The following is a 24,547-nucleotide window of genomic DNA, read 5'->3' as shown; positions in this document are numbered from 1 at the left end:
AATGGAGGAAAAATTTTGCTATCTACAAACGAATTAGGTAACTATATTAAAGCTGGTGCAGCCGAGATTCCTGCTGACACCGTTATCGAACACGGCACCTTAGTCAATGTTATGACAGGTGAATATTATCCAACCAATGTCGCAATCTATCAGGGACGAATTGTTGCAGTCGACCAAGATATCACAAACTACATTGGTCCGAACACCAAACACATTGATGCAACTAATCAGTATTTGGTTCCCGGCTTAATTGATGGTCACATTCACGTTGAATGCTCAAAAATGAGTATGACTAGTTTTTCTCAAGCAGTTCTTCCCCATGGAACAACCAGTATCATCTCCGGTCTTGATGAATATATTTCATCAATTGGTTTAGACGGCCTGGAAGAAATCTTTGCAGAAATCAATCAGCTGCCATTAAAAGTATTTTGGGGTGCCCCATACAAAACTCCTTATACATTTCCTAAATCAACCATTGCTTATGACATTGACTCGGACGATCAAGCCGGACTCTTACAACAGGAAAATTGTTTTGGGGTCTGGGAAACCGTTCGTGAAGCCGTTCAGACTCGTGATGAGGATACTTTAAAAACGCTCACATTAGCTCAGAAATATCATCAACCGATTTTTGGTTGTTCCCCAATGGCCCGTGGCAAAGCACTTAATCAGTTCTTAATGAGCGGCGTTCGATTGGATCATGAAAGCTATAGCCACGAAGAATTCGTCGAAAAGGCTCGTAAAGGGTTGCATGTCATCATCCGTGAATCAACCGTTACAAAGTTTTTGAAAGAAAACATTCGGGCAATTACGGAAGTCGCCCCAGGAATTGCCCGAAATACCAGTTTCTGTACAGATGATGTCAACGCAACCGATATTTTGGATCATGGTCACGTTGATCATATGGTTCGCTTGGCAATCAATGCTGGTATCGCACCCATGACAGCAATTCAGATGGCAACTATTAATAGCGCCGAAGCCTATCGAATTGATGATCACATTGGGATGATTGCACCAGGAAAAGATGCTGATATTTTATTAGTTGACCAGCCAGGCACTTTTAATATTCAGTCAGTTATCAGTAAAGGGCAGCTTGTTGCCCAAGATAATCAAATGGTGGTTAATTTAGCCGCTCCAAAACGTAGTTCCAAACTACAGGGCCGACTAAAACATCAGAGGTTACAACCACAAGATTTTGACTACCATGTTGATTTAAAAAATGGGCAAGCCAATGTTGAAACAATTAAAAGTGTCGGCCCATTTGTTCGAAAACGACGGGACGTTATCCTAGATGTTAAGGATGGCATTGTGCAACCCGATCCCAACAAAGATGTTGCCCTCGTATCCGTGATTGAACGCTACGGCAAAAATGGTAATCAATCATTAGGATTTGTCTCGGGATGGTCCCTCAAACAAGGGGCTGTCGCAACATCAGCTTCTCCGGATGACAATAACCTGGTTGTTTTGGGCACTAATACTAATGATATGGCGATCGCAGCCAATCAGCTAATCGAACATGGTGGTGGTCAGATTGTTGTTGTCGATGGTAAAGTCATTGATCTTCTTGAATTACCAATTGGCGGAATTGCAACTGACCTTGTACCTGATAAATTAGCACAAAGAGAACGTGACCTGAAACAAGCAACTCGTGAACTCGGCAGTAAATTACCTGATCCTTTATTCTATCTGTCATTTTTGCCAATCACTGCAATTCCGGATTTAGCAATCACCGATATGGGAAACGTTGATTGTATTAAACTGGAATTATTTGATCCGATTTTAAAATTAAGTGAAGCCGGCCAAACTGTTTAGGTACACCCCTCGTTTATCCCAAGATCTCTACCAAAATAATCAACCATCAAAAAGATCCCGTGAAACCAGTATTTGTAGATAATGAATAACCTACAAATACTGGTTTCACGGGATCTTTTTTTAATCAGGCTTATCAGACTTCAATTTAGCTTATGACCATATCGCTTTTTTAAAGGCTATCAAATTAAAGATTAGAACGGCCTTCCTTTTAAGTAAATTCCAAGAACTAGCCGCTATTCCAACACCATTTATTTTGATACTGCCACATACCACTTTTTCAACTGATCAACGGTTAATTTAGGAATCAGATTCGTCACTAATTGAACCGTCTTCTCAAAATCTGGATAAGCACACAGCGCATAATTGGTATGCTCATAACGAACCGGAATCCCAATACAAACGGTTGGGGCGCCTGTTTCCAATAGCATTTCTGACGCATCAACGCCACCACCCGTTCGAACCGCTCTGGTATATGGCATCTTCAATTCGTCAGCTGTTTGAGCAACAAATGCCTGGAAATCATGACTCGCAATAAAGCTGGTATCTTGATCACGTAGCATTGGGCCACCTCTAAATTTGGTTTGACTCAGCCAAGCCGGTGTGAAGGTATCATCAGCTGGACAACCCTCTAAACAAATTCCAATATCGGGATGAACGTTTCTTGAAGTCACCCGCGCACCACGACAACCAATTTCTTCTTGAGTTGACAATGCGACCACCAAATTAACGGGCAATTCTGTATCGGCTAGTTCAGCTAAACTGGTAATGGCCGCTGCCGTTCCCATTCGATTATCAAACGCTTTGCCCATCATGAAATCATGTTTGGGGTTATAGCTCCAAGTCGTATCCGGAACAATTGGCGCTCCGGTCTGAATACCAAAGTCATTGAGCGTTTCTTCTCTGGACGTTGAACCTACATCCAGCCGCATGTGATCAATACTAATCGGCTGCTTCTTCTCCGCGGCCATCATAAAGTGAGGAGGTTTAGAAACGACTAACGCCGGAATATAATCACCGTTCTTATCCCGAACCCGCATTTTTTGGGCAGCAACATTACTTGGTACCCAACCACCGTTAGGAACGAATTTGATCATCCCATTATCATCGACTGCTTGGACAACAAATCCAACCGCGTCCAAATGGGCATCCACCATCAGTGTTGGCTTTTTATCGTCGTTGCCACGATGAGACAAATAAACGTTTCCCATTGGATCACGTTTGGCATTGGCAAAATGGCCGCCCCATTTCAGTGCCAGATTGGTGACTTCATCTTCATACCCGGGTGCACCGTTCGCATTTGAGAGCGTCTCAATTAATTGCAATCGTTGGGTTTTATCCACAACAAACCACTTCCTTTTTGCTCATTTGAAAGAATGATACAAATTCGCTCAACGTTAAAACTCAATTAACTTTTATTTCAGCTAAATAAATATTCAAATCTATTTGTAATAGTTTTCATTTTAAACAGCATCGACATTTTGCATCCGTTTTTTTACTCGGTTAACAAAGTCAGTAAACAACGCATCGTGTTCAGGATACTTCGTGTATAAACATTCCGGGTGCCACTGAACGGCAAGCAACTGATCCGAATTCATACTCTCAATTGCTTCAACACAGTCATCGGCAGCTCTTGCGGTCACTTTCAAATCATTGCCAAGATCCTTAACGGCTTCGTGATGATGTGAATTGACCATGGGGTAATCACCCATTATTTTCTCTAAATGACTACCTGCCATGACATTGACATGGTGGCTCGTTACCGAAAGCGGTGCTGCTTGAAAATGTTTCAAAACTTTCCGGTCGCTTTGACTTGGAAAATCTTGATAGACGGTTCCTCCGAGCCCGACATTGATCACTTGAATGCCGCGGCAAATTCCAAAGATCGCTTTGCCTGCTGCATATGCTTGGCGCACCAGTTCAAGCTCTAATTCATCTTTCTGTCGATATGTATACCCCAGTTCGGGAATTGGTTCTTCATCATATAAAATTGGATCAACATCAGGTCCTCCCAGAAACGCCATCCCATCGCATTTGCTTAAAAAATCTTCTGCATACTTAGAATCCGAGGTTGGAAAAATAATTGGCAGTCCGCCAGCTTTCTTAATTGCCTCCGAAACATCATCTGTAATGTAATCTGCAAATGAATTTTTTCGCATTGTCACATCCGCGACCATTCCAATTGTTGGTATCATATTCTCACTCTCCATCCCATTAGATTAGAATTTAATTATAAACTTTTTAATGATAAATTCAATTGTAAAAAGGCTGCCAACGCTAATCTTGAATTTCTCAAGAGTAACTTTGGCAGCCTCTATTTATTACTGAATTTTAAATTTGAATCGTCACCTGATCCCCTTGCAACTCAAAAGTCTTAACCTCGCCATTCTCATGAACCAGAATCTTGGGCGTCCCTTTCAAGCCGGTGGCCGTAACCGTCAACTGGTTACCATTGCGGACCACTTTCACGGCACCCGCCGCGTTTCCTTTTTCATCAACGACTCGGGTTGAAATTGCTGCGCCACCCTCAATTTCATACAAATGAATATCCGGACGATCTGTGTAGTCGTATTCAGCATGTTCAGCACCTGGTTTTCGCAAAATAATGCTGTTTTCACGAGCCAGCAGCGGCAACGTTAAGTTGTCATACTGTTCAGATAACCATTGACCGCCTTTAGAAACATCGTAGACTTTCTCAGTCAAAATATTCGTCCACTTCCCAGCTGGTAAGTAGTATTTAACGTTTCCTTCCGCGTTAAAAATTGGGGCAACCAATAATCGACTACCAAACATATATTCATGTTCCAAGAAATAAGTGTTGCGATCATGGGTATATTCCAAGAAGGTTGGCCGCATTAATGGTGTGCCAGTCTCATGAGTATTAACAGCTTCATTAAATAGGTACGGCATGAGCGATAATTTCAGGTCCACAAACTTCTTGGTGTTGGCAACCGCTTCTTCGTCAAATAACCATGGCACCTTATATTGAACACTACCATGATATCTGGAATGAGAAGATAGTAAACCAAATTGCGTCCAACGTTTATAGAGATCCGGAGTTGCATGCTCTTCAAAGCCACTAATATCATGGCTCCAAAAGCCAAAGCCGGAAAGTAGGAACGACAGACCACCCCGCAATGAATCCGCCATTGATTTATAGCGAGATAAGTTATCACCACCCCAATGGACGGGGAACTTCTGGGAACCGACTGTGGCCGATCTGGCAAAAACAACCGCCTGATCTTCTCCTTTTTCCTGCTTCAAAAGATCATAAACAGCGTCATTATATTGATAGGTATAATAATTATGCTCACGTTTAGGATCAGATCCATCAAAGAAGACGGCATCCTCAACCGGAATCCGCTCACCAAAATCTGTTTTAAAACAATCAACACCCATATCCAGTAACGTCTTTAACTTACCTTGGTACCACTTAACAGCATCTGGATTTGTAAAATCAACGAAACCATTACCAGCCTGCCAGAGATCCCATTGCCAAACATTCCCATCTTCACGCTTAATAAAATAGCCTTTGTCTCGCCCTTCTTCAAATAAAGGTGACTTCTGGGCAATGTATGGATTCAGCCAAACACAAACTTTAATGCCGCGGTCATGGATTTTTTTAATTAACCCCTCTGGATCAGGAAACTGTTCTGAATCCCATAGGAAATTACACCACTCAAATCCCTTTTGCCAAAAACAATCAAAATGAAAGACATCAAGTGGAATATGGCGATCACGCATGCCATCAATAAACTTCATGACTGTTTCTTCACGGTAATCCGTCGTAAAGGATGTTGACAACCACAAGCCGAATGACCAAGCTGGCGGCAATGAAACTTGGCCGGTCAACCGGGTGTATTTATTAAGGACATCCTTGGGTGTTGGCCCATCAATCACATAATACTGAAGTGACTCGCCTTCAACGCTGAACTGAGTTCGATCAACATTTTCCGAAGCAATTTCAAACGAGACTTTTTCCGGCTGATTGACAAACACACCGTAACCTTCACTACTTAGATAAAACGGAATATTCTTATAGGCTTGTTCACTACCCGTTCCACCATCTTGGTTCCAAATATCAACGGATTGACCATTTTTAACAAATGACGTAAATCGTTCGCCAAGACCATAGATCAACTCGTCGATTCCCATTGACAGTTGCTCACGCATGTAGTGTTTGTGAGCAACTTTATCGGTAATGCTGCCTTGAGCCTTTTCCATTGATTTTGTAATCGTTTTACCATTATGTTGGAAATCAATCTCAAAGTCAGATTTATAAGGCATTTGAGCAGTTAATTCACCTGATTTAAAGGAAATTTGGTGATCATCCGCTTCGATTTCAATCTTGGGATGCTCATCAGTTAATTGAAATGACGGTCCGTGTGTCGGTTGGTCAAAGTGAGTCATTTTAACACCGATGACGCCTTCAACCGGTGACGTCAGCTTAATGGTCGACATTCCCAAGTTTAGTTCATCATTACGATCCTTGATTTTCTTAAAGGGTGCATACAATGTCAGTGAATCAACCGTTTTTCGGTAATCAAACACTTCCATTGGTGATTCAATTTCATATTGTGGCCGGGTTAACCAGTATCCATCTGTAAATTTCATTAAGAAACACCTCTACTTTGTTTTTGAAAGTTGAATTTATTAATTGTCACCGATAGTGTAACTATGATTCAAAAGATTGTCAACGCTTTCAATAAATTAATGATCAACTTAGTCCTCTCTGTTTAGCTGGCTTATATAGAATGTATTCATAATATAAAAGTAACCGTTAATTTTTTGTTGACATTTGAAACCGGTTACAATACAATTTGTTTGTAAATTGAATTTATTAACGTCAAAAACTATTTAAGAGGTGTTCACTATGCATGAACCTGTTTCAGAGAAAAAAGCAATTGCCAAGCCGGCCACAATCTTAAAGAATATGGTCCCTTGGAACGAACGGTTTGCCTATAGTTTAAGTGACTTCGCGTGCAACCTGTCATTTCAAATGGTCGGAACTTACTTGATGATTTTTTATACCGATACATTTGGTATCAGTGCGGCCGCCGTTGGAACCTTATTCTTGGTTGCCCGAATTGTTGACGCTTTTGATGGTCCCTTCTGGGGAATTATGATCGATCATACCCATACGAAGTGGGGAAAGAGCCGGCCTTATTGGTTATGGTTCTCAATTCCATTTGCAGTCTTCTGTGTTTTGGTCTTTACCACTCCCAATCTAAGCCTGACCGGAAAGTTGGTTTGGGCTTACGTCACCTATATTGGGGTTGATGTCTTGTATTCAGCTGTTAATATTCCAATTACTTCGATTTTGCCATCATTAACAAGCAACCCCCAAGAACGAGTGACACTTTCAACCATTCGTCAGTTTATGGGAACTGCCGGTGCAGCCATTATTACCGGAATTACATTAGGCATGGTCGCGTTCTTCGGTGGTGGCTCAACGACCAGTGCCCACGGCTGGTTTATCTGGGCATTAATTGTCGGAATCGTCGTTGTGATTATTTTCGGAATTGTCTTTAAAAATACAAAGGAACGTGTTCAGACTAAGAGTTCCCGTCAATCAATTCCGATCAAAGAGTCGCTAAAAGCGCTTCGACGGAACTGGCCTTGGGCAATTATTATCTTCATTAACTTTATCTATTGGTTGGGGATGCAAACACGTTCTCAAGTCACCGTTTACTTCTTTAAATACAATATGCATAACGCTGGTTTAGCTTCATTTGTTCTAAGCCTACAATTTGTCTCATTGATTGCCGTTGTGTTAACCCCATTAACTTCCAAACTAATTGGTAAACGAAATACAATGCTTTTGGGCATGGTCATGGCAATCGCCGGCCAATTATTGTTAAGCGTTGGTGCAACCCACTTAAGTGTCCCAATGATTATTTTTGCAACAATTGTTGGTTACCTTGGAACTGGTTATGTATCTGGCTTGATCGCCGTCATGCTAGCCGATGCTGTTGATTATGGTGAATGGAAAAATGGTGTTCGAGCTGAAGGAATCGTGACTTCATTCTCAAGCTTCAGTGCTAAGTTGGGAATGGGAATCGGCGGTGTCATTACCGGATGGATTCTTTCAATCACTCATTATGTTGCCAACCAAAACCAGTCAGCCGCTGCACTGCACGGTATTGAATTAAACTATATTTGGGTGCCGTTACTTGGATTTGGTCTTTCCGCCATCGCCTTATTGTTCTATCATGTTGATGGTATCGAAAAGAAAATGCAAAGTGATCTGGCTGCTAAACACGCAAAAGAGAATGCAGATGACTAATTTCAATGAAAAGTGAGAGAGAAAAAGTGATTATTAATAAAGACGTGATGCGGGATTTCAATGAACGGTCTGTCCTCCAGGCAATTATCAATAACGGCCCGATTTCAAGAAATGATATTTCTAAATTATTAGGCCTAAATAAAATGACGGTCTCAGACATCGTTGGCACATTCATTGATCGAAAACTCGTCAAAAGTTTAGGGGAAGATAAATCAACCGGTACGAGTGGTCGTAAGCCTGAGTTGGTTGAGTATAACGCGGCTTATGGCTACGTGGTCAACTTTAGTATTTCCGGTCATGAACTGGAAATGTTAGCCGCCAAACTCGACGGCCGAACGTTGGAATACAACACCCGAAACATTGATAATCAATCAATCACAAACATTGTTGCAATGATGGAAGATCAAATTAGTCAACTACCAAATTTTGATACGGTTAATGGCTTGCGGGCCATCTCAATCGCAATCTTTGGTGTGGTCTATAACGGTGAAGTCGTTACTTCACCGTTTATTGACTTTGAAGAATATGATCTTATTGGTCATTTCAAGAAAAAATACGACGTTCCCGTAATAGTTGAAAATGAAGCTAACCTCTCCGCAATTTTTGAACAGGACTTTAGTAAGCAAGAATTGGAAAATATTGTTTCAATCAGTATCCATGAAGGAATTGGTGCCGGAATTATCATTAATACCCACCTATACACTGGAAATTACGGCCAAGCCGGTGAAATTGGCCGGATTATGATTCAAGACAATGGTCAGAAAAAACGACGGCTTGCTCAGTTACCTAACTTTGATTCAGAGTGGTCACAAACCAAGATTCTGACTAAAATCGCTAAATTAAAGAATAAGAAACATTATCAGTTGAATGAATTACTTCGTGATTTTAATTTAAACGATCCTCAAGTAACTGAAATTATTGAGCAATTCTGTTACCACCTTGCAATCGTCACTGCCGACTTAATTGCCGCCTATGATCCACAAATGATCTTTTTTAATTCACCATTGATTGAAGAGCTCCCTGAAATTCTCAAAAACGTTCAAATGAAATTAGGCTTTATGCCACTAGTCCCACCACTGGTCATGTCAAAGGACGTTAAATATGCGACATTACTTGGTGGCGCCTCAATGGCGATCCATCGGGTTTTAGATATGGAAGGAACCCGCTTAATTTTTCATCACTAATCACAAGAAAGGTGTCGTTCATTATGGCAATTGATCCACAACTGATTAACCAATTAACGCTCGAAGAAAAAGCTGCTCTCGTTTCTGGCAAAGACTTTTGGTATACCGCAACGATTGACCGATTAAATCTTTCACCACTCATGATGTCGGACGGTCCCTCAGGTTTACGGAAACAGGATGCTTCTATGAGCGGTTTGGGATTAAAAGAAAGTATTGAAGCTGTTTGCTTCCCGGCATCAGCGTTAACCGCCTGTTCATTTGACCGGCAGGAGATGAACCAACTTGGTCATTATCTCGGTAAAGCCGCTCAAGCAGAGCGCGTCGGCGTGTTACTTGGACCCGGCATTAATTTAAAACGCAGTCCGTTAGCTGGTCGAAATTTCGAATATTTCTCAGAAGATCCCTATTTAACGGGCGAACTAGCCACTGCCTACGTTAATGGTGTTCAAAATGAGGGTGTCGGCGTTAGTGTTAAACATTTCGCTGCCAACAATCGGGAAAACGAACGGTTCACTATGTCTTCCAATATCGACGAACGAACATTACGAGAACTCTATTTATCTGCATTTGAAAAGGTTGTCAAAAACGCTCATCCCGCAACAATTATGTGTTCCTACAATCAAATTAATGGCACACTAAACTCACAAAATCACAGATTACTCACCGATATTCTTCGAAACGAATGGGGATTTAAGGGGCTCGTGATGTCAGACTGGGGCGCCGTTGCCGATCACACGGCCGCAATCAAAGCTGGACTGGATCTGGAAATGCCCGGCAAGGGTGATCTGTCAACTGACGAAATTGTCACTGCCGTCAAGAAAAAACAATTATCCGAAACGACTCTCGATCGAGCCGTGAGCCGAGTTCTGGCAATGATTGACCATTGGCAACAACAATCAGGGGATCCGCAAAAATACGATATGGATGCGCAACACCAATTTGCGAGAAAGTTGGCGGCCAAGAGCATAGTTCTTATGAAAAACGATCATGATATTTTACCAATTAGTGCCGTCGATTCAATCGCGGTCATTGGTGAACTTGCCAAAAAGCCACGCTATCAAGGAAGTGGCAGCTCACATGTCAATGCACATCACCTTGTCACTCCTTTCCAAGCCATTGACCAAGCCCGACCCGAAACACCCTATGCAGCAGGATATTCACTCAGCCAAGATGAAGTCGATCATCAATTAATTGATCAGGCAGTAACCATTGCCAAGCGGGCTGATAAAGTCCTGTTATTTGCCGGGTACCCTGAACAACAAGAATCTGAAGGCTTTGACAAAGATAACCTTAACCTGCCTCAATCTCAAAACCAGTTGATCGAGGCAGTAGCAAAGGTCAATCCCAATACCGTAGTAATTCTTCAAAACGGCTCTGTTTTGTTAATGCCATGGGTCCATCAAGTTGCTGGAATCCTGGAAACGTACTTAGCTGGCGAGGCGGTTGGCGAAGCGACTTGGGATATCTTAAGTGGCAAAGTAACGCCATCCGGCAAACTAGCAGAAAGTTTTCCACAACGACTAGAAGATACGCCAAGTTACCTCACCTTCAATGCCGATCCCAAAATTGAAAATTATCGTGAGGGCGGCTTTGTGGGCTATCGCTACTACGATAAAAAACAATTGCCGGTTCAATTTCCGTTTGGTTTCGGGCTTAGTTATACTAATTTTGATTATCATAACTTAACGGTTAGTGTTGAAGACAAACAAGTCTTAGTTTCCCTAAAGGTCAGGAACACCGGGCAGCGTCAGGGCGAAGAAACCGTCCAGATCTATGTTGGCAATCATGCCAGTCACGTTGAAATGGCAGCTAAACAATTGGTTGATTTCGGCAAGGTTGGGCTTAATCCAGGCGAAGAAGCCCAACTGTCATTCACACTTGGATTGCGGGCATTTAGTTGGTTTAATCCAGCAACCGAAAATTGGCAGGTTGATAATGGTTCATATGAAATTTTGATTGGCTCCAGTAGTCAGAATATCCGACTCCATCAAGATATTTCGCTGGATTGGACCCCTGTCCAACCACTGATTGTTAATATGAACACTTATATTAATGTCTTGGTTGATCACCCTGAATTAAAATCCGCTTTGGATGAATCAGGAATCGGCGAAATATTCGATAAGGTGATGACAAGTGATCCGGCAACCGCCAAGATGTTTCTAAACATGCCGTTGCGGGCAGCAACGACGGTGGGCGTGACCCCGGAGCAGATTCAAAGATTTTTGGAGTTGAGCAATTCGTGAGAGTGTGAAAACCCGCGTTTAGCCTCCAGAATATAAACCCTCCAAGCCAGCATCCCTGTTTCGGGGATGCTGGCTTGGAGGGTTTATATGGCCGGAAGCTGCGGGTTTTCGCACGTTTTGGCTCGGCAAACATTCCTAACCTTAAAATATCGGGATACTTGTCCTATGTTTTGGAATCAGTCCTTTAAACCACATTTCGGTTCGGTAATCCACAAAAATACCTAAAGTCTAAAATGTGGGACTATGTTGCCTATATGACCGAAAGTTATTTCCACTTCATATCTGGATGATTACCTTTACCATAAAAGCCCGTAACCTTACCCAATTCCATTCAATTTATCTCAATCTAAAAATCGACCAATCATATCTTGATTTCAAACTGTGATTTGTTACGTCTATTGTTTTAAGAATCAATCCCCCAAGCAATGATTTTTATAATTCGGAAAGTAAGTTGATAAATAACAATTCATTTTTCGGCATCACAGGTCACAAAATGACAAATTCAATGTCCATTTTGACAAAGTTTGTAACCCTTTCCATTGACTACCTAATCCTAATCTAATATGATACAGGAGTAAACTGTCATTCCTAATTTATCCGAAAGTGAAGTCATGATATCATGAAAAAATTTGTCTCAATTCCGGTTATTGAATCTGGACTATATGTTTTTGGCGGTCACATGCACACTGTTCCCGGCGGTTGGAGTTTCTTTGAGCAAAAGCATCAAGCCTTTGAATTAATGTGCATCTTAAAAGGACAGCAAACCACAGAAATTAGAGGGTTGGCACCAATGACCTATGGCCCTGGCAGTGTCATTATTATCTCACCCGGGTCTTTGCATACCAATCGCAATGCTAATAAAGATAAAGAGCTCACTTACATTTGTTTCCATTTTAATTTTGAAAGTTTGAAGCTAAAGTCAGCGATCATTACTAATCTTGCCAATACTGTCATTCCTTCAGAACAACCGATCGCAAAATTGTCGAAGCAGGTTGCCCTTGATATTATTAAATTTAGTAAGAATGTTAGTTTGAGCACGGAACAAACTAATTTAAAGATTCAAATTGCCCTCCTCACCTATTTGTATGACTTAACTGAGCAAGTTGTCGATTTTGATAATACGAAACATCCGCATTTCACTGAACGAGAAGCAAAGGCTGCCCGAAAAATGGCCACTTTAATCGAAGAGGGCGTCGAAAATATTGAAAATACACCCCTTTCGTTTAATACAATCTGCAAACAAATGGCGATCAGTAACGGTTACGGGCATCGCACTTTTCGTAAAGTGTATGGCGTTACCCCACTCCACTTTATCGAGGAAAAAAAGTTTAGAAAGGCAAAATTATTACTCGGATACGCTGAATATTCCGTTGAGGATGTTGCCTTCATGCTAGGCTCAAGTACCATTTCCAATTTTAGTAAGCAGTTCAAGAAATGGTCTGGGACCACGCCAAGTGCTTATCGGAAACAAATTAGCCACAAACGAACCGTCCGATCAGTTTCTCAAAGCGGCTACTTTGAATAAACAATTAAACTATACGTCAGAAAGAGACAAATCCAATTTAATCTGTTGAAACAGGTGGAATTGAATTTGTCTCTTTTTTTATGCAAAAGAACGGGAAAGATTGTTCTAAAAAGTTAGTTCACCAATAAAATTATCTGGATCCTCTGTCAGTTCAAGATCACGATTTGACAAAAACTAGTTAACAACGAAGTTAATCCGCCGTATTGTAAGCGGATACAATACGAGTTGTAGTTAGCGTTGGGGATGAATCAGCGTTAGCAAAACTAATAAAAAAGGGGTACAGAAAATGGCAGATAATGTGAAAGACGCCGGTACCAAACACGTTGCCGAAAAAGAGTTCGCAAAACTCTCTTGGGGCGAACGAATCAGCTATGGCGCCGGTGATCTGGCTCAAAACCTGATTTTTGGTACAGTTGGCTCAATGCTATTATTTTATTTAACAACTGTATTTGGTATTTCAGCAGCAGTTGGAGCAACAATCTTCTTAGTTGTTCGTTGGGTGAATGTTTTTTGGGATCCATGGGTTGGTGCGGTCGTTGATAAAAGTAATTTAAAACGAGGAAAATACCGACCATTCTTACTTTACTTCGGAATTCCGTTAACCGTCTGTGCGGCCTTACTCTTCTTCCCAATGGAAGCCGTTCGGGGAAATGTCATCTATGCGTTTATTTCATACTTGGCAACTGCGTTAATTTACTCATTTGTGAACATTCCATATGGGGCCTTGAACGCTTCCTTAACCCGCGATAACGATGAGGTTTCTACTTTAACAACGGTTCGAATGACTGAAGCAAATATTGGTAACTTAATGGTTTATACATTCCTACCCTTATTTGTTCAACTTGCTTCTCCTGATAAACAAATGAAGGACGTTGGGTTGTTTGGTCTAAAACTAAATTTAGGTGACTATACATCTCCTCATGCCGGTGGTGCCTACTTCTTAGTCATGTCGATTTACATGATTATCGGCTTTATTTTATTGATGGTTACCTACTTTGGTGTTAAAGAACGGGTTTTACCCACTAAAGAAGAAACGGCTTCCGTTAAATATTCAGATTTATTTGCCGAAATCAAACGTAACAAGCCGCTTCAAGTCCTTGGCATGTTCTTCCTGATCGGGTTCACGTTTATGTTCTTTGGCAATACCGTTTGGCCGTTCTACATGCAATACAACGTTGGTCACCCGGAATGGATGGCTTCCATTAACCTGATTGGTTCAATTCCAGGAATTTTCTTGGTATTTCTGTGGCCAATCATTCGAAAGAAAATTGGTAAGAAACAATTCTTCTATGTCTTCTTGATTCTCTTCGTGATTGGTCAACTGGTGCTATTTGTTTGGCAAATGCCAGCATTTAAAGACTCACCATTGCTCGGTTACGTTGGCCGTTTCCTAATGCAATGGGGAATTACCTCAGCAACTGGCTACATGTGGTCATTGGTTCCAGAAGTTGTTTCTTATGGTGAACATCAGTCTAAAAAACGGGTTGCCGGAATTATTAACGCAATCATGGGCTTATTCTTCAAGATTGGATTAGCACTTGGTGGAATCATTCCTGGATACGTCAACGCATTCTTCAAGTTTGATGGTTCCAAAGCCACACAAAGCCCATCCGCCTTACTGGGAATTCAATGGTCAATGATCTGGATCCCAATTGTTTTGGCATTCGTCGCAATGTGGATTATGAGTCGTTACCCATTGAGTGATAAAGATGTTGATCGAATTAACCTTGAAATCGATGAACGAAAATCTGAAGGCAAACTATAAATACGTAACATTGTGCTTTGATTCTAAATCCATTTAAATATAGGAGGAACATAATCTCATGAAAATTCAAAATCCCGCACTACCTGGTTTTAACGCTGATCCAAGCATTATCAGAGTTGATGACACTTACTATATCGCTAATTCAACTTTTGAATGGTTCCCAGGCGTCAGACTCCACGAATCAAAAGACATGGTTCATTGGAAACTATTACCATCCCCACTTTCAACGACTACCTTACTGAATATGAAGGGCAATCCCGCTTCCGGTGGGATTTGGGCGCCGGACTTATCATACGCTGACGGCAAATTCTGGTTAGTCTTCACTGATGTTAAAGTAACAGAAGGTGCCTTTAAGGACATGACTAATTATTTAACAACCGCCACGGATATCACTGGTCCATGGAGTGACCCAATCAAATTAAATGGCGTCGGCTTTGACGCTTCTCTTTTCCATGATAACAACGGTCGTAAATATCTGGTTCAGCAAACTTGGGATCATCGAGAATACCATCACCCATTTGACGGCATTACATGTACTGAATTAAATACCGATACCATGAAATTAATGCCTAAAACAGCCAAGACGCTTTACCAGGGAACTGATGTTAAGCTGGTTGAAGGCCCACATCTTTATCAAATTAATGGTTATTACTACTTGTTTGCAGCTCAAGGTGGTACTGTCTTTACCCACCAAGAAGTGGTCGCACGTTCCAAGACACTGGATGCTAATTCGTTTGAAACTGAACCGGGCGATCCATTTATTACTAATTTTGACACCCCGGATTTCTACATCCAGAAACAGGGTCATGGTGCTTTAGTCAATACACCAGGTGGCGAATGGTACTATGCATCATTAAGTGCCCGACCTTGGAATCATAAAAACGAATCTGCTTACGATCCCCGTGGTTGGAGTACGCTTGGTCGTGAAACATCCATTCAAAAAGTTGAATGGGACGATCAGGGTTGGCCAAGAGTCGTTGGTGGTCATGGCGGACAGGTTGCCGTTGAGGCACCAAAAGATGCGATTGAAACGGATGCGCCACTAAGCCATTCCCGTCACGATGAATTTGATAACCCATCCCTTGACTACGATTGGAATACACTGCGCGTGCCATTTACCGACCATATGGGATCATTTGGTAACGGCGAACTAAAATTAGTGGGTCATTACTCACTCGCAAGCAACTTCGATGTTTCAATGATTGCCAGTCGTTGGCAAGCCTTTAACTTTGATGCCGAAACAAAAGTCAAATTTGACCCATTCAGTTATCAGCAGATGGCCGGGTTAACGAACTTCTACAATGATAAACATTGGTCATGGATCTTCATTACGCTTGATGAAAATAAAGGCCGGGTCATCGAGGTCGCTGAAAATAACCGTGGCAACTACACGTCGTATCTAAAGGATGATGCAATCAAAATTCCTGATGGGGTTGAATATGTTTGGTTTAAGACCAAGGTTCGTAAACAAACCTACAGCTATGAATACTCATTTGACGGTGAAACTTGGCTTGAAGTTCCGGTTACGCTGGATGCAGCCGTTCTCTCGGACGATTACGTTCTCCAAACTTATGGCGGTTTCTTCACCGGCGCATTTGTGGGACTAGCAGCAGTTGATTATTCAGGTTACGATGAAATAGCAACGTTTGATTATTTTGATTATAAGGAATTGAATGACAAATGATGATTTAAGATAACAAGATAGGTTATTCAAAAAGGAGCATCTCACCGGATAGACCGTGAGATGCTCCTTTTTGAATATACTTTTATAAAGTTAAGATAATTATTCACTAGAAAAGTGAACAGTGCAAATCACTAAATAATATGTTTTAAAAGCAACTTTTACCACAAGGTCGTCATCGCATCTTCCCCAGATACGAAAGGTCCGGGAATTGTTGAAACGCCGCGATGGTTACCAAAATAATCTTCACTGAATTCAATGTCATCACCATCTGGGGTTTCAAAGCGCTGCTCTGGCTCAAAGGCTTTGCCTAAAACATCCGTGTTGATAATGCTGTCGCTAAAGTCACCAATAAAATCATATAAGTTGGTTTTAATTGACAATTTTCCATTTTCATTTACCAATTTAAAATCGATTTGATCGCGATCGTTAACTAAGTCATGGGTCTCTTTTTTCCAAGCTTTCGCACCATTAAGGTAGACGTTACCGCTGGACCAGACCGGTAAATGACTAAATTGCGCGGCCATCAAATTCTCCATGTCATTTTCCTTGGCAGCCTTGCCCTCTAATGGTTTAAACGGCTGATACCACTCATCATAAGTCGGATAGTCATCAAAAACAGCTGTCCCAACTTCTTCATTATCCTCAGGTTCTGGATCTTTAGCCGGCCAGTTCTGGAGAAAAATGTTGTTATAGAAGCGATCGTCTCCATGCAAAATAGTCATGAATCCGGCTACTTCAGTACGGTGGGGGATATGATATGGCGTGAATCGAGGTTGTGGCGCGCCATTTCCAGGATAATCAGTACCGGTTCCTACGTACGTAAATGATCCCAAAATTAAATTGTGAATGACAGCAAGACCCTCGGTTGGAATCTTCAACGATGATTTAGATAATAATAAATTATTATCAATTGTTGTTGGGCCATGACTAACCTCAACCCAAATATCTTGGCTCGGCATTGCACCATCTAACCGTGGTGCTGTGCCCTCTGGCGCATAATTATGATCAAATAAATTTTGGGTAATCCGCGTTCCCTGGGCTTCCCAATCACACCAAAGCCCCATGGTCGTGTGATCAAAATGGTTCCGACGAATAATCACATCAATTGGGGCATGCAGTTTAATTCCTGCAATTTCTGCACCAGCTAATTCTTGCATATTATTAATATGATGGATGTGATTATCTTCAATTAAACTAAACACACAGCCTTGGCGACCAACAATGCCATCCTGTTCACAGTTGTGGATGTTGCAACGACGGACAATATGATGACCAATTTTCTCTTTTAACCAGCCATGATACTGACCCCGACAGACCGCGTCACGTTCCATTTGAGTCGGACTTTTAACATGTTTATAAGTAAAGTAATGATCATTATCAGGATCTTTATACTTACCTAATGAGATTCCCGCGCAACGACTATGGCTAATATCACAATCTTCGATAATCCACCCTTTCGACCAATGCGGTCCAATAAGGCCATCCTGATAGGCAGCCGGTGGTGCCCAAGTCGTTGCGGCTTTATTTAAATTAAAGCCACTAACGGTAATATAGTTAATTCCCGTTTCCTGTGGCCAGAACACTTCGCGGCGAACATTGATATCAACGTCTTGCTCATTAGGATCTTTGCCTTGGAAGTTAGCATAAATAACGGTCTCGTTGTTGTCCTTGTCCTGTTCGGTGTACCATTTATATACTGAGTTTGCCTGATCCCATGATCTTGGATAAACATCACCTTTAAGACACTCATCGATAGACACTGTTTCGTAGAATTGAAGATCATTCATGTAAACAGCACCTGTATGCTTATTGACTGGGCCAAAATACCAATCGCCAACGACATACGTTGTATACGGATTATATGAACCAAAAACGCCATTTTTAATCCTGGCAACCCATACATTGCCTTGATATTTTTCCCATGCTTTAACTTGCTCAGCTCCAGTAATAACTGCTTTTAGTGGTTCAACACTTCGATAGACAATTCGTGCATCTTTTGTCCCAGCATGAACCGGATTAACGTTCTCATGATAAGTACCTGGAAAAACGAGGACTTCATCCCCCGGCATTGCAACCTTTGCCGCTTCATTAATTAATTTATAGGGTCGATCTTTCGTGCCATTACCATCAAATTTTGCATTTCCATCAACGTAAATTTTCACAATAACATCTCCTCTAATTTCACAATATATGACATTAAATTTGCAGGAACCTGGCAAACCACCTCCCAAAATGGCTGGTACTCACGTGAATCGCCCACATCATTTTCGCGATTCAATCATATTTCAAGCTTCAGCTGTAATTACTATCAACGTGAATGCTGGTCGGTTTGATGATTAGCTTAGATTAAATCATTTCAACACTTCCCAGACACCTTATCAGCTTATCAATTTACTAATAAATGCATCAACTTATCGCGCAATATTAAGCAGCAGATTAATTACCTTTAATGTAAGCGCTTTATTTAGACTACAATGTTATTATATAAGCACGGATAGTTTAAAGATTGAACTAACCAACAAATTTTTGGACTTTTCTGCACGACTAAGAAAAAAGGTGACAATATTGGATTCAATGACATTATTTTTAGAAGCAACCGGCTTTCCAGCAGCTAGATTTAACGCTAACGACTTAACAAGATGTCCAACTCAACAAATTGGTCATCTCTCAAGCAAACTTTATCAGGATATTTGCCAAATTGTTCCCAAAAAAGTGATCAAAGTGATGTTAATTGAACATAGTCCCCGAATGTATTCAATTGTTGTACCGGGCACTCCAGATTTTTGGATTGTTGGCCCATTTGGGATCAACCTAAGTGACCAATCATTTGCTGGCCATTATTTAATTGCCCTATCACAAAATCGAGCGACAATTAATATTTCATATGACCGTCTAAAATATTTAGTGACACTATTAGGTAATCTCACTGATACGCCTGATAATTTTGATTTAAAACAAATATTCGATAGTCGGCTTAAATGCCCAATCAATGATTTTGAAATCTTGGCAGTAAAAAGCTTTGAACACGGTACTCATGTCAGTTATGATTTTGAGCGGGCAATTAGCTTAGCAATTGAGACAGGTTCGGTTCGCGAAGTTCCAAAATATTTAACCAGTCTCATTCGCTCAGGAAGGATCGGCAAATTATCAGATGAAGGCGATTTGCGAAGCATTAAAAATTGGGGAATCATTGGCATTTCTGTCTTTATTCGATCAGCCATTCGTGGTGGCGTTGACCCTGATCAGGGCTATTCTTTGAACGACCAATATGTCAGAAAGTTGGATCAACTGACTTCAACCGAAGCTGTCATTCATTATATTTTCAATTGTGTCATTGAACTGGCCGAAACCGTTAATCACCTATATGTCAGCGATTTATCACACCCCGTTAGACAGATCTATGAAACGATTCTAAATGATCCGATTAGTCTTAAAACGATCAGTGACTATGCGGCATCAGTTCAATTATCCCTAAGATATCTTGCTTCATTATTCAATAAGGAAGTCGGCGTTTCCATTATTAACTTCCGAACACTGGTCAGAATCCAACACGCCATTCAAATGCTGACCACAACTGACCAATCCATTACTGAAATTGCGACTAATTTGAACTTTAGTGATCAGCCTTATTTCACCCGCGTCTTTTCTAAAATTGTGGCCCATTCACCTGGAGAAGTCCGGCGTCATCCAAACCTGGCCAACAACTGGCACCTTCAAAACTTTTTAAAAGCCTAGACTTATTGCAAAAATTGGGACAAAGACACTTTCTCAGGCACAACTAAATTATCTCGATATTTCAATCCTAAATATGAAGATGATTTGGTCGTGTGATCATAAGTTGCCGTTTGTCCCGCATTTTTGCTCGATAACAATCGTGTTTATGCTAAAAAGAAACTGGGCGAAATGATTAATTTCCCAGCTTCCTGCCTGCCAATCTTTATTCATTGTGGTCTAAACTAAAATAGTCAAAATCAGCGTAAGATGTCCGTCGGTTAGCGTCCCAAGTCCCGATACCCGCCATTAGACCAGTAAAGCCGTCAAGCTCTTCATCCGATAAATACTTAATCTCTAGCTGAGGGCCGAGAGTCGTCCAACTGTCCGAATCATCAACTTGATAATAAAACTGCACATTATCATAACTAACAGTTGCTCTAAATGATACTTGCCCATCATTTACCGGAATTTTAACTTTCATTAACTCTTTTTTAGCACCTTTAACTGCTTGAACAATATCAATAACGGGTTGCTTTCCAAGCTCGTCATAAGTCATCCTCGCAAAAATCCAATTACTATTATCATAGTAGAGAATTAATCCTGCAGAATCCGAATAATGCTTTGGATGAAAAGACAGCTTTGTTTCAGCTGTTACTCGGAAGCCATCTACTCTGGCCGCCAAGATTGAAACATCTCGTTTGGAGTAGAAAGATTGGCGGCCGTGGAGTCGTAGCCATCCCTTTCGATCAGATAAACTCATCCAACTTTCATCCTGAACACAATACGGTGTGAGTAAATGCTGATCAACCGTTTCTTGATCAAAGTCATCCCGCATCCCAACATCATTGATACTTTCTGGATGAACTCCCGTAATCCCTGGAGTTGTTTTCTTTGCCAAAGTTGTACCGTCTGCCATTCGTAACCAACCTTCGTCGGTCCAACTCATCTTCTGAATGGCCGTTTCCCTTCCCAAGGTACAATCAAGCGTGCCTGGCAATGGTCGGGCGCATAGGTGAGCTAAATACCATTCACCATTTGGCGTGTCAACTAACGAACCATGCCCGGCCTTTTGTAAGGGTGCATCCGGATTATACAGATCCGGCCGGGTTGCATCAGGGTCTCCGCGCCTATAAAAGTAATATGGGGTTGACGTTACAATTGGATTTTTAGGATCAGACTCATATGGACCCGCAATATTTTTCGAACGCTGTAGAACAACCCCATGTCCATAGCCGGTTCCCCCTTCAGCTGTCATCAGATAATACCAGCCTTTATGTTTATACAAATGGGGTGCCTCTAAGCAACCACGATCGGTTCCGCCACGACTAATTCTGATGCTTTCACCAACCAGCTGGCCTTTTTGTGGATCAAATTCATCCAGTACAATTGCACCAGGATGTTCAAATCCTTCACGAGTTTCCCATTCAAGCGTCACAACATAATGCTTACCATCGTCGTCGTGAAATAATGATGGATCAAACCCAATCGAATTGAGATAAATTGGTTTTGACCAAGGTCCCATAATCGTCTTGGCAGACATCGCATAATTATCTGCATCAAACATTCGGCCATTCATATTATTCATTTTGCTCAGTGCAATCCAATATAATCCGGTCTTGTTATCAAAGGAAAGGTGGGGTGCCCAAATCCCAGCCGGTGTGTCTGTCCCCCTCAAATCAATTCCAGCATTTTTATCTAAAACATGTGTCAATAAATGCCAATTGTCTAAATCTTTTGAATGAAAAATTTGAATGCCGGGATTCCAGTGAAAAGTGGATGTTGCAATATAGTAGTCATCGCCCACTCTTAAAATAGATGGGTCTGGCGTAAATCCCGGAATAATTGGATTTTTAATTTCGTATGCCATTTCAAATCTCCTTATTTTTTGTAATCCAGCCTTTATTGAAGGCCCGGCTCACATCCCAACTATCCCAGCCATACCAACCGGAATCGTTAACTGTGTCAATGAGCAACTTATAGGTCCAGTAAAAATACCCGACACCTTCATCCCAAGCTTCCGTTTGAGTTTGCCATAATGTTTGATACACTTCCCGCAATTCAGATGCCGTCAGTTTGTGAGAATGATTAAAATCAACTTGTAACGCATTTCGACCACCCTGGGTGTCTGTCCCAACTGCATATGAATTAAATAATGTCCATTCACCAACAAAAACCGGGACGTACTTTTGAACTTCGGTAATTTGTGATTTCAACTTCTGAATATAAGCAATATATGAATCAACAGTTTGGGTAATCCCATCTGCTTCTGCGGTCATCAGATATTGATGCGTGTCTAACATCACATTGTTAAAACGATGCTGTTTGAAAAAGTCTTCCCAAGCATTTAATTCAAAACCATCATGAAAAACAACGATCTTATCTGCTGCTAAATTTATTGAAATCCTCTGATAGGCCTTCAGATAAAAATCAGATAAAAATGAAAGAGAAATGGGTTGACTCCCTGCTGCCTTTTGTGGATCTCGTGCCGGATATCGGTCAGGCACATCCATAGTTTTCCACATTTTTTTACCAATCGGTTCATTCAGTACCTCAATGCCAAACAATCCGGATCGTTGCCCGTAACGTTGACTTAGCCTTTCTAAAACCGTCAATGCAAAGTCAATTTCTTCAGGTTCCTGTGCCCATTTACAAACACCACTAATCCCACCATTGTCAAAACCATTTTGGCTATCTGGAACCGTGTGCAAATCGATCAATATTTTAAGGTCGTAATGCTCCGCCCAAGTAAATGCCCGGTCAAGCTCATCAATACAGCCAATAAATGGTGGCCGGTCACCAAAAATAAAGTATGGGACCGGGATTCGAACCATATTAAATCCGCGAGCCGCAATTTCAACAAAGTCACGTTCGGAAATGAATTCTAATCGGTGTCCTGCAATTCGATCCTGATAAATATCATTGGGTAAATCCTGAGCAAGATAATATTCGTCATCTGCTTGAGTCCCCCGAAAGACCTGAGGTGCCATCCACTTCTCAAGCACTAACCAACCGCCTAAATTAACACCTTTTATTTTCATATCAATTGTCCTTTCTTTTATTTAACCCGTTTAATCATCATGATCAAACCACCGCCAATGACACAAATAATAGTCTCGACTGGGAAAATCATGTGATAGCCGACCATCGAGATGATAATGCCAGAAATAATTGGCCCGGCAACTTGGCCTAATGTATTCGCCAAATTAATAACGCCTAAATCTTTAGCTGCTGTTTTCGGATCAGGCAGCACCGCCACATTAAGTGCCTGATCGACGGAGTTATAAGCCCCCATGCCAATTCCCGCGATTACAGCATATACAATCATTGTCCAAGGCTTGGCTTCGAAGAATGGGAAGAACGCCCCCACTCCGAGCATGACTGTGGTTAATGCAACCGGCAATTTGAGCCGACCAATTTTGTCAACCAACGGACCCGCAAATGCCGCAAAGGCAATCCCCGTTACCATCAAAATCATCGAAACTGCGGAGATACTATTGGCCGTCTCTGATTGATTCAATTTCATATAATCTGTAAAAATATAAAGCTGATAGCCAACAATCACATATTGACCAGTTACCATCAATAATTTACCAACCAAGGCTAAGTAAAAATCACGAGCATCATGGATCGGAAAAATAAAAGCCTGCAATAATTCTTTACCATGAAGCGTTTCACGAGGCTCATCCTTATTGGAAGGTTCTTTGATTAAAATAACGGAAATAATTGCAAAGACAATCCCAATGAGTGCAAACACCCAAATTCCAATTTGAATGCCGCCAAGAAACCTTGCAGCAATAACTCCCGATCCATAATTTCCCATTGCCGCACCAACACCATAGAATGATGAAACCGTTCCCCGGAATTTAGGATTAACTTTATCGGCAATGATCGCAACTAATGGTGCCACAACCGCATTCAAGGAAACCTGATATAGTGCCCAAAGCGTTAGTAGAACTGGGATGTTTGGTGCCACAGATATGGTATAAAATAACCCCGCGGATATTAGCGACCCACCAACAATCCATGGTGTTCGCTTTCCAAACCTAGAGCGGGTTCGATCAGATAGCGCACCATTCACAATATTTGCAATAGTTGCAACAACCATCGCGACAGCCGAAAACGTAGCAACTAATGACACCTTGCTGCTGGGCGCCAACTGACCAATTTTGGCCGGCAACAGCGTTACTGCCAACCCAATATAAGGACCCATCCAACCTGCACAACCAATGAGAAGACCCAAGCTTAATTTCAACGGCATCTTCGACTTATTAGCCTTAATTTCTACTTCATCAATCATAAAATGACCTCCATCAATTTAGGAACCCACCACTATTTTTTCT

15 protein-coding genes are annotated in these 24,547 nt (G+C 41.4%); 8 read left to right on the top strand and 7 right to left on the bottom strand.

What is annotated here, in order from left to right:
• Window positions 1-15 precede the first annotated feature (15 nt).
• Entirely contained in the window at window positions 16-1,809 is a 1,794-nt protein-coding gene (locus FC85_RS03710; protein WP_057864217.1) for an adenine deaminase C-terminal domain-containing protein, read from the top strand.
• A 248-nt stretch (window positions 1,810-2,057) separates the two neighbouring features.
• On the opposite strand, the gene FC85_RS03705 is transcribed toward FC85_RS03710, so the two are convergent.
• From FC85_RS03705 to yicI, 3 genes are all read right to left on the bottom strand, one after another.
• Window positions 2,058-3,149 carry a M42 family metallopeptidase gene (locus tag FC85_RS03705; protein WP_057864216.1) on the bottom strand — a complete coding sequence of 364 codons (1,092 nt, stop codon included), beginning with the start codon at window positions 3,147-3,149 and terminating at the stop codon, window positions 2,058-2,060.
• A 120-nt stretch (window positions 3,150-3,269) separates the two neighbouring features.
• Window positions 3,270-4,001, bottom strand: coding sequence for a gamma-glutamyl-gamma-aminobutyrate hydrolase family protein (locus FC85_RS03700; protein WP_057864215.1), 732 nt, complete (start codon window positions 3,999-4,001; stop codon window positions 3,270-3,272).
• Between the two features lie 136 nt (window positions 4,002-4,137).
• Window positions 4,138-6,420: an alpha-xylosidase gene (gene yicI, locus FC85_RS03695; protein ID WP_057864214.1), complete on the bottom strand. Its 2,283-nt coding sequence runs from the start codon at window positions 6,418-6,420 to the stop codon at window positions 4,138-4,140.
• 259 nt (window positions 6,421-6,679) lie between these two features.
• On the opposite strand from yicI, the gene FC85_RS03690 reads away from it, so the two are divergent.
• From FC85_RS03690 to FC85_RS03665, 6 genes are all read left to right on the top strand, one after another.
• Complete coding sequence (locus FC85_RS03690; RefSeq protein WP_057864213.1) at window positions 6,680-8,092, top strand: MFS transporter; 1,413 nt, start codon at window positions 6,680-6,682, stop codon at window positions 8,090-8,092.
• A gap of 5 nt (window positions 8,093-8,097) precedes the next feature.
• Complete coding sequence (locus FC85_RS03685; protein ID WP_225427545.1) at window positions 8,098-9,276, top strand: ROK family protein; 1,179 nt, start codon at window positions 8,098-8,100, stop codon at window positions 9,274-9,276.
• Between the two features lie 23 nt (window positions 9,277-9,299).
• Window positions 9,300-11,519, top strand: a complete 2,220-nt coding sequence (locus tag FC85_RS03680; RefSeq protein WP_057864212.1) for a glycoside hydrolase family 3 C-terminal domain-containing protein — start codon at window positions 9,300-9,302, stop codon at window positions 11,517-11,519.
• A gap of 619 nt (window positions 11,520-12,138) precedes the next feature.
• Window positions 12,139-13,044, top strand: coding sequence for an AraC family transcriptional regulator (locus FC85_RS03675; RefSeq protein WP_057864211.1), 906 nt, complete (start codon window positions 12,139-12,141; stop codon window positions 13,042-13,044).
• A 286-nt stretch (window positions 13,045-13,330) separates the two neighbouring features.
• The gene (locus FC85_RS03670; protein WP_057864210.1) at window positions 13,331-14,809 is read left to right on the top strand and encodes an MFS transporter; all 1,479 of its coding nucleotides are present in this window, start codon (window positions 13,331-13,333) and stop codon (window positions 14,807-14,809) included.
• A 58-nt stretch (window positions 14,810-14,867) separates the two neighbouring features.
• Entirely contained in the window at window positions 14,868-16,493 is a 1,626-nt protein-coding gene (locus tag FC85_RS03665; protein WP_057864209.1) for a glycoside hydrolase family 43 protein, read from the top strand.
• Between the two features lie 158 nt (window positions 16,494-16,651).
• Here the strand turns inward: FC85_RS03665 and FC85_RS03660 are convergent, their stop codons facing one another.
• Window positions 16,652-18,655, bottom strand: a complete 2,004-nt coding sequence (locus FC85_RS03660; RefSeq protein WP_057864208.1) for a right-handed parallel beta-helix repeat-containing protein — start codon at window positions 18,653-18,655, stop codon at window positions 16,652-16,654.
• Between the two features lie 412 nt (window positions 18,656-19,067).
• On the opposite strand from FC85_RS03660, the gene FC85_RS03655 reads away from it, so the two are divergent.
• The gene (locus FC85_RS03655) at window positions 19,068-20,228 is read left to right on the top strand and encodes a helix-turn-helix domain-containing protein (RefSeq protein ID WP_147008461.1); all 1,161 of its coding nucleotides are present in this window, start codon (window positions 19,068-19,070) and stop codon (window positions 20,226-20,228) included.
• 202 nt (window positions 20,229-20,430) lie between these two features.
• Here FC85_RS03655 and FC85_RS03650 read toward each other — a convergent pair whose 3' ends face one another.
• From FC85_RS03650 to FC85_RS03640, 3 genes are read right to left on the bottom strand one after another with little or no spacing between them, the layout of a single operon-like run.
• A complete protein-coding gene (locus FC85_RS03650) occupies window positions 20,431-22,074 on the bottom strand; it encodes a glycoside hydrolase family 43 protein (RefSeq protein ID WP_057864206.1) in 1,644 nt (547 codons plus the stop codon).
• Window position 22,075: 1 nt separating this feature from the next.
• Window positions 22,076-23,245, bottom strand: a complete 1,170-nt coding sequence (locus FC85_RS03645; RefSeq protein WP_186825059.1) for a glycoside hydrolase family 5 protein — start codon at window positions 23,243-23,245, stop codon at window positions 22,076-22,078.
• 17 nt (window positions 23,246-23,262) lie between these two features.
• Window positions 23,263-24,504 (bottom strand): MFS transporter, encoded by a 1,242-nt coding sequence (locus tag FC85_RS03640; protein ID WP_057864204.1) that lies wholly within the window; start codon window positions 24,502-24,504, stop codon window positions 23,263-23,265.
• Window positions 24,505-24,547: the final 43 nt, after the last annotated feature.

This window comes from Lentilactobacillus diolivorans DSM 14421, from assembly GCF_001434255.1.
GTDB classification, from domain to species: Bacteria; Bacillota; Bacilli; order Lactobacillales; family Lactobacillaceae; genus Lentilactobacillus; species Lentilactobacillus diolivorans.
The sequence above is the reverse complement of the archived record's forward strand: the minus strand, read 5'-3'. Positions and strand labels throughout refer to the sequence as shown.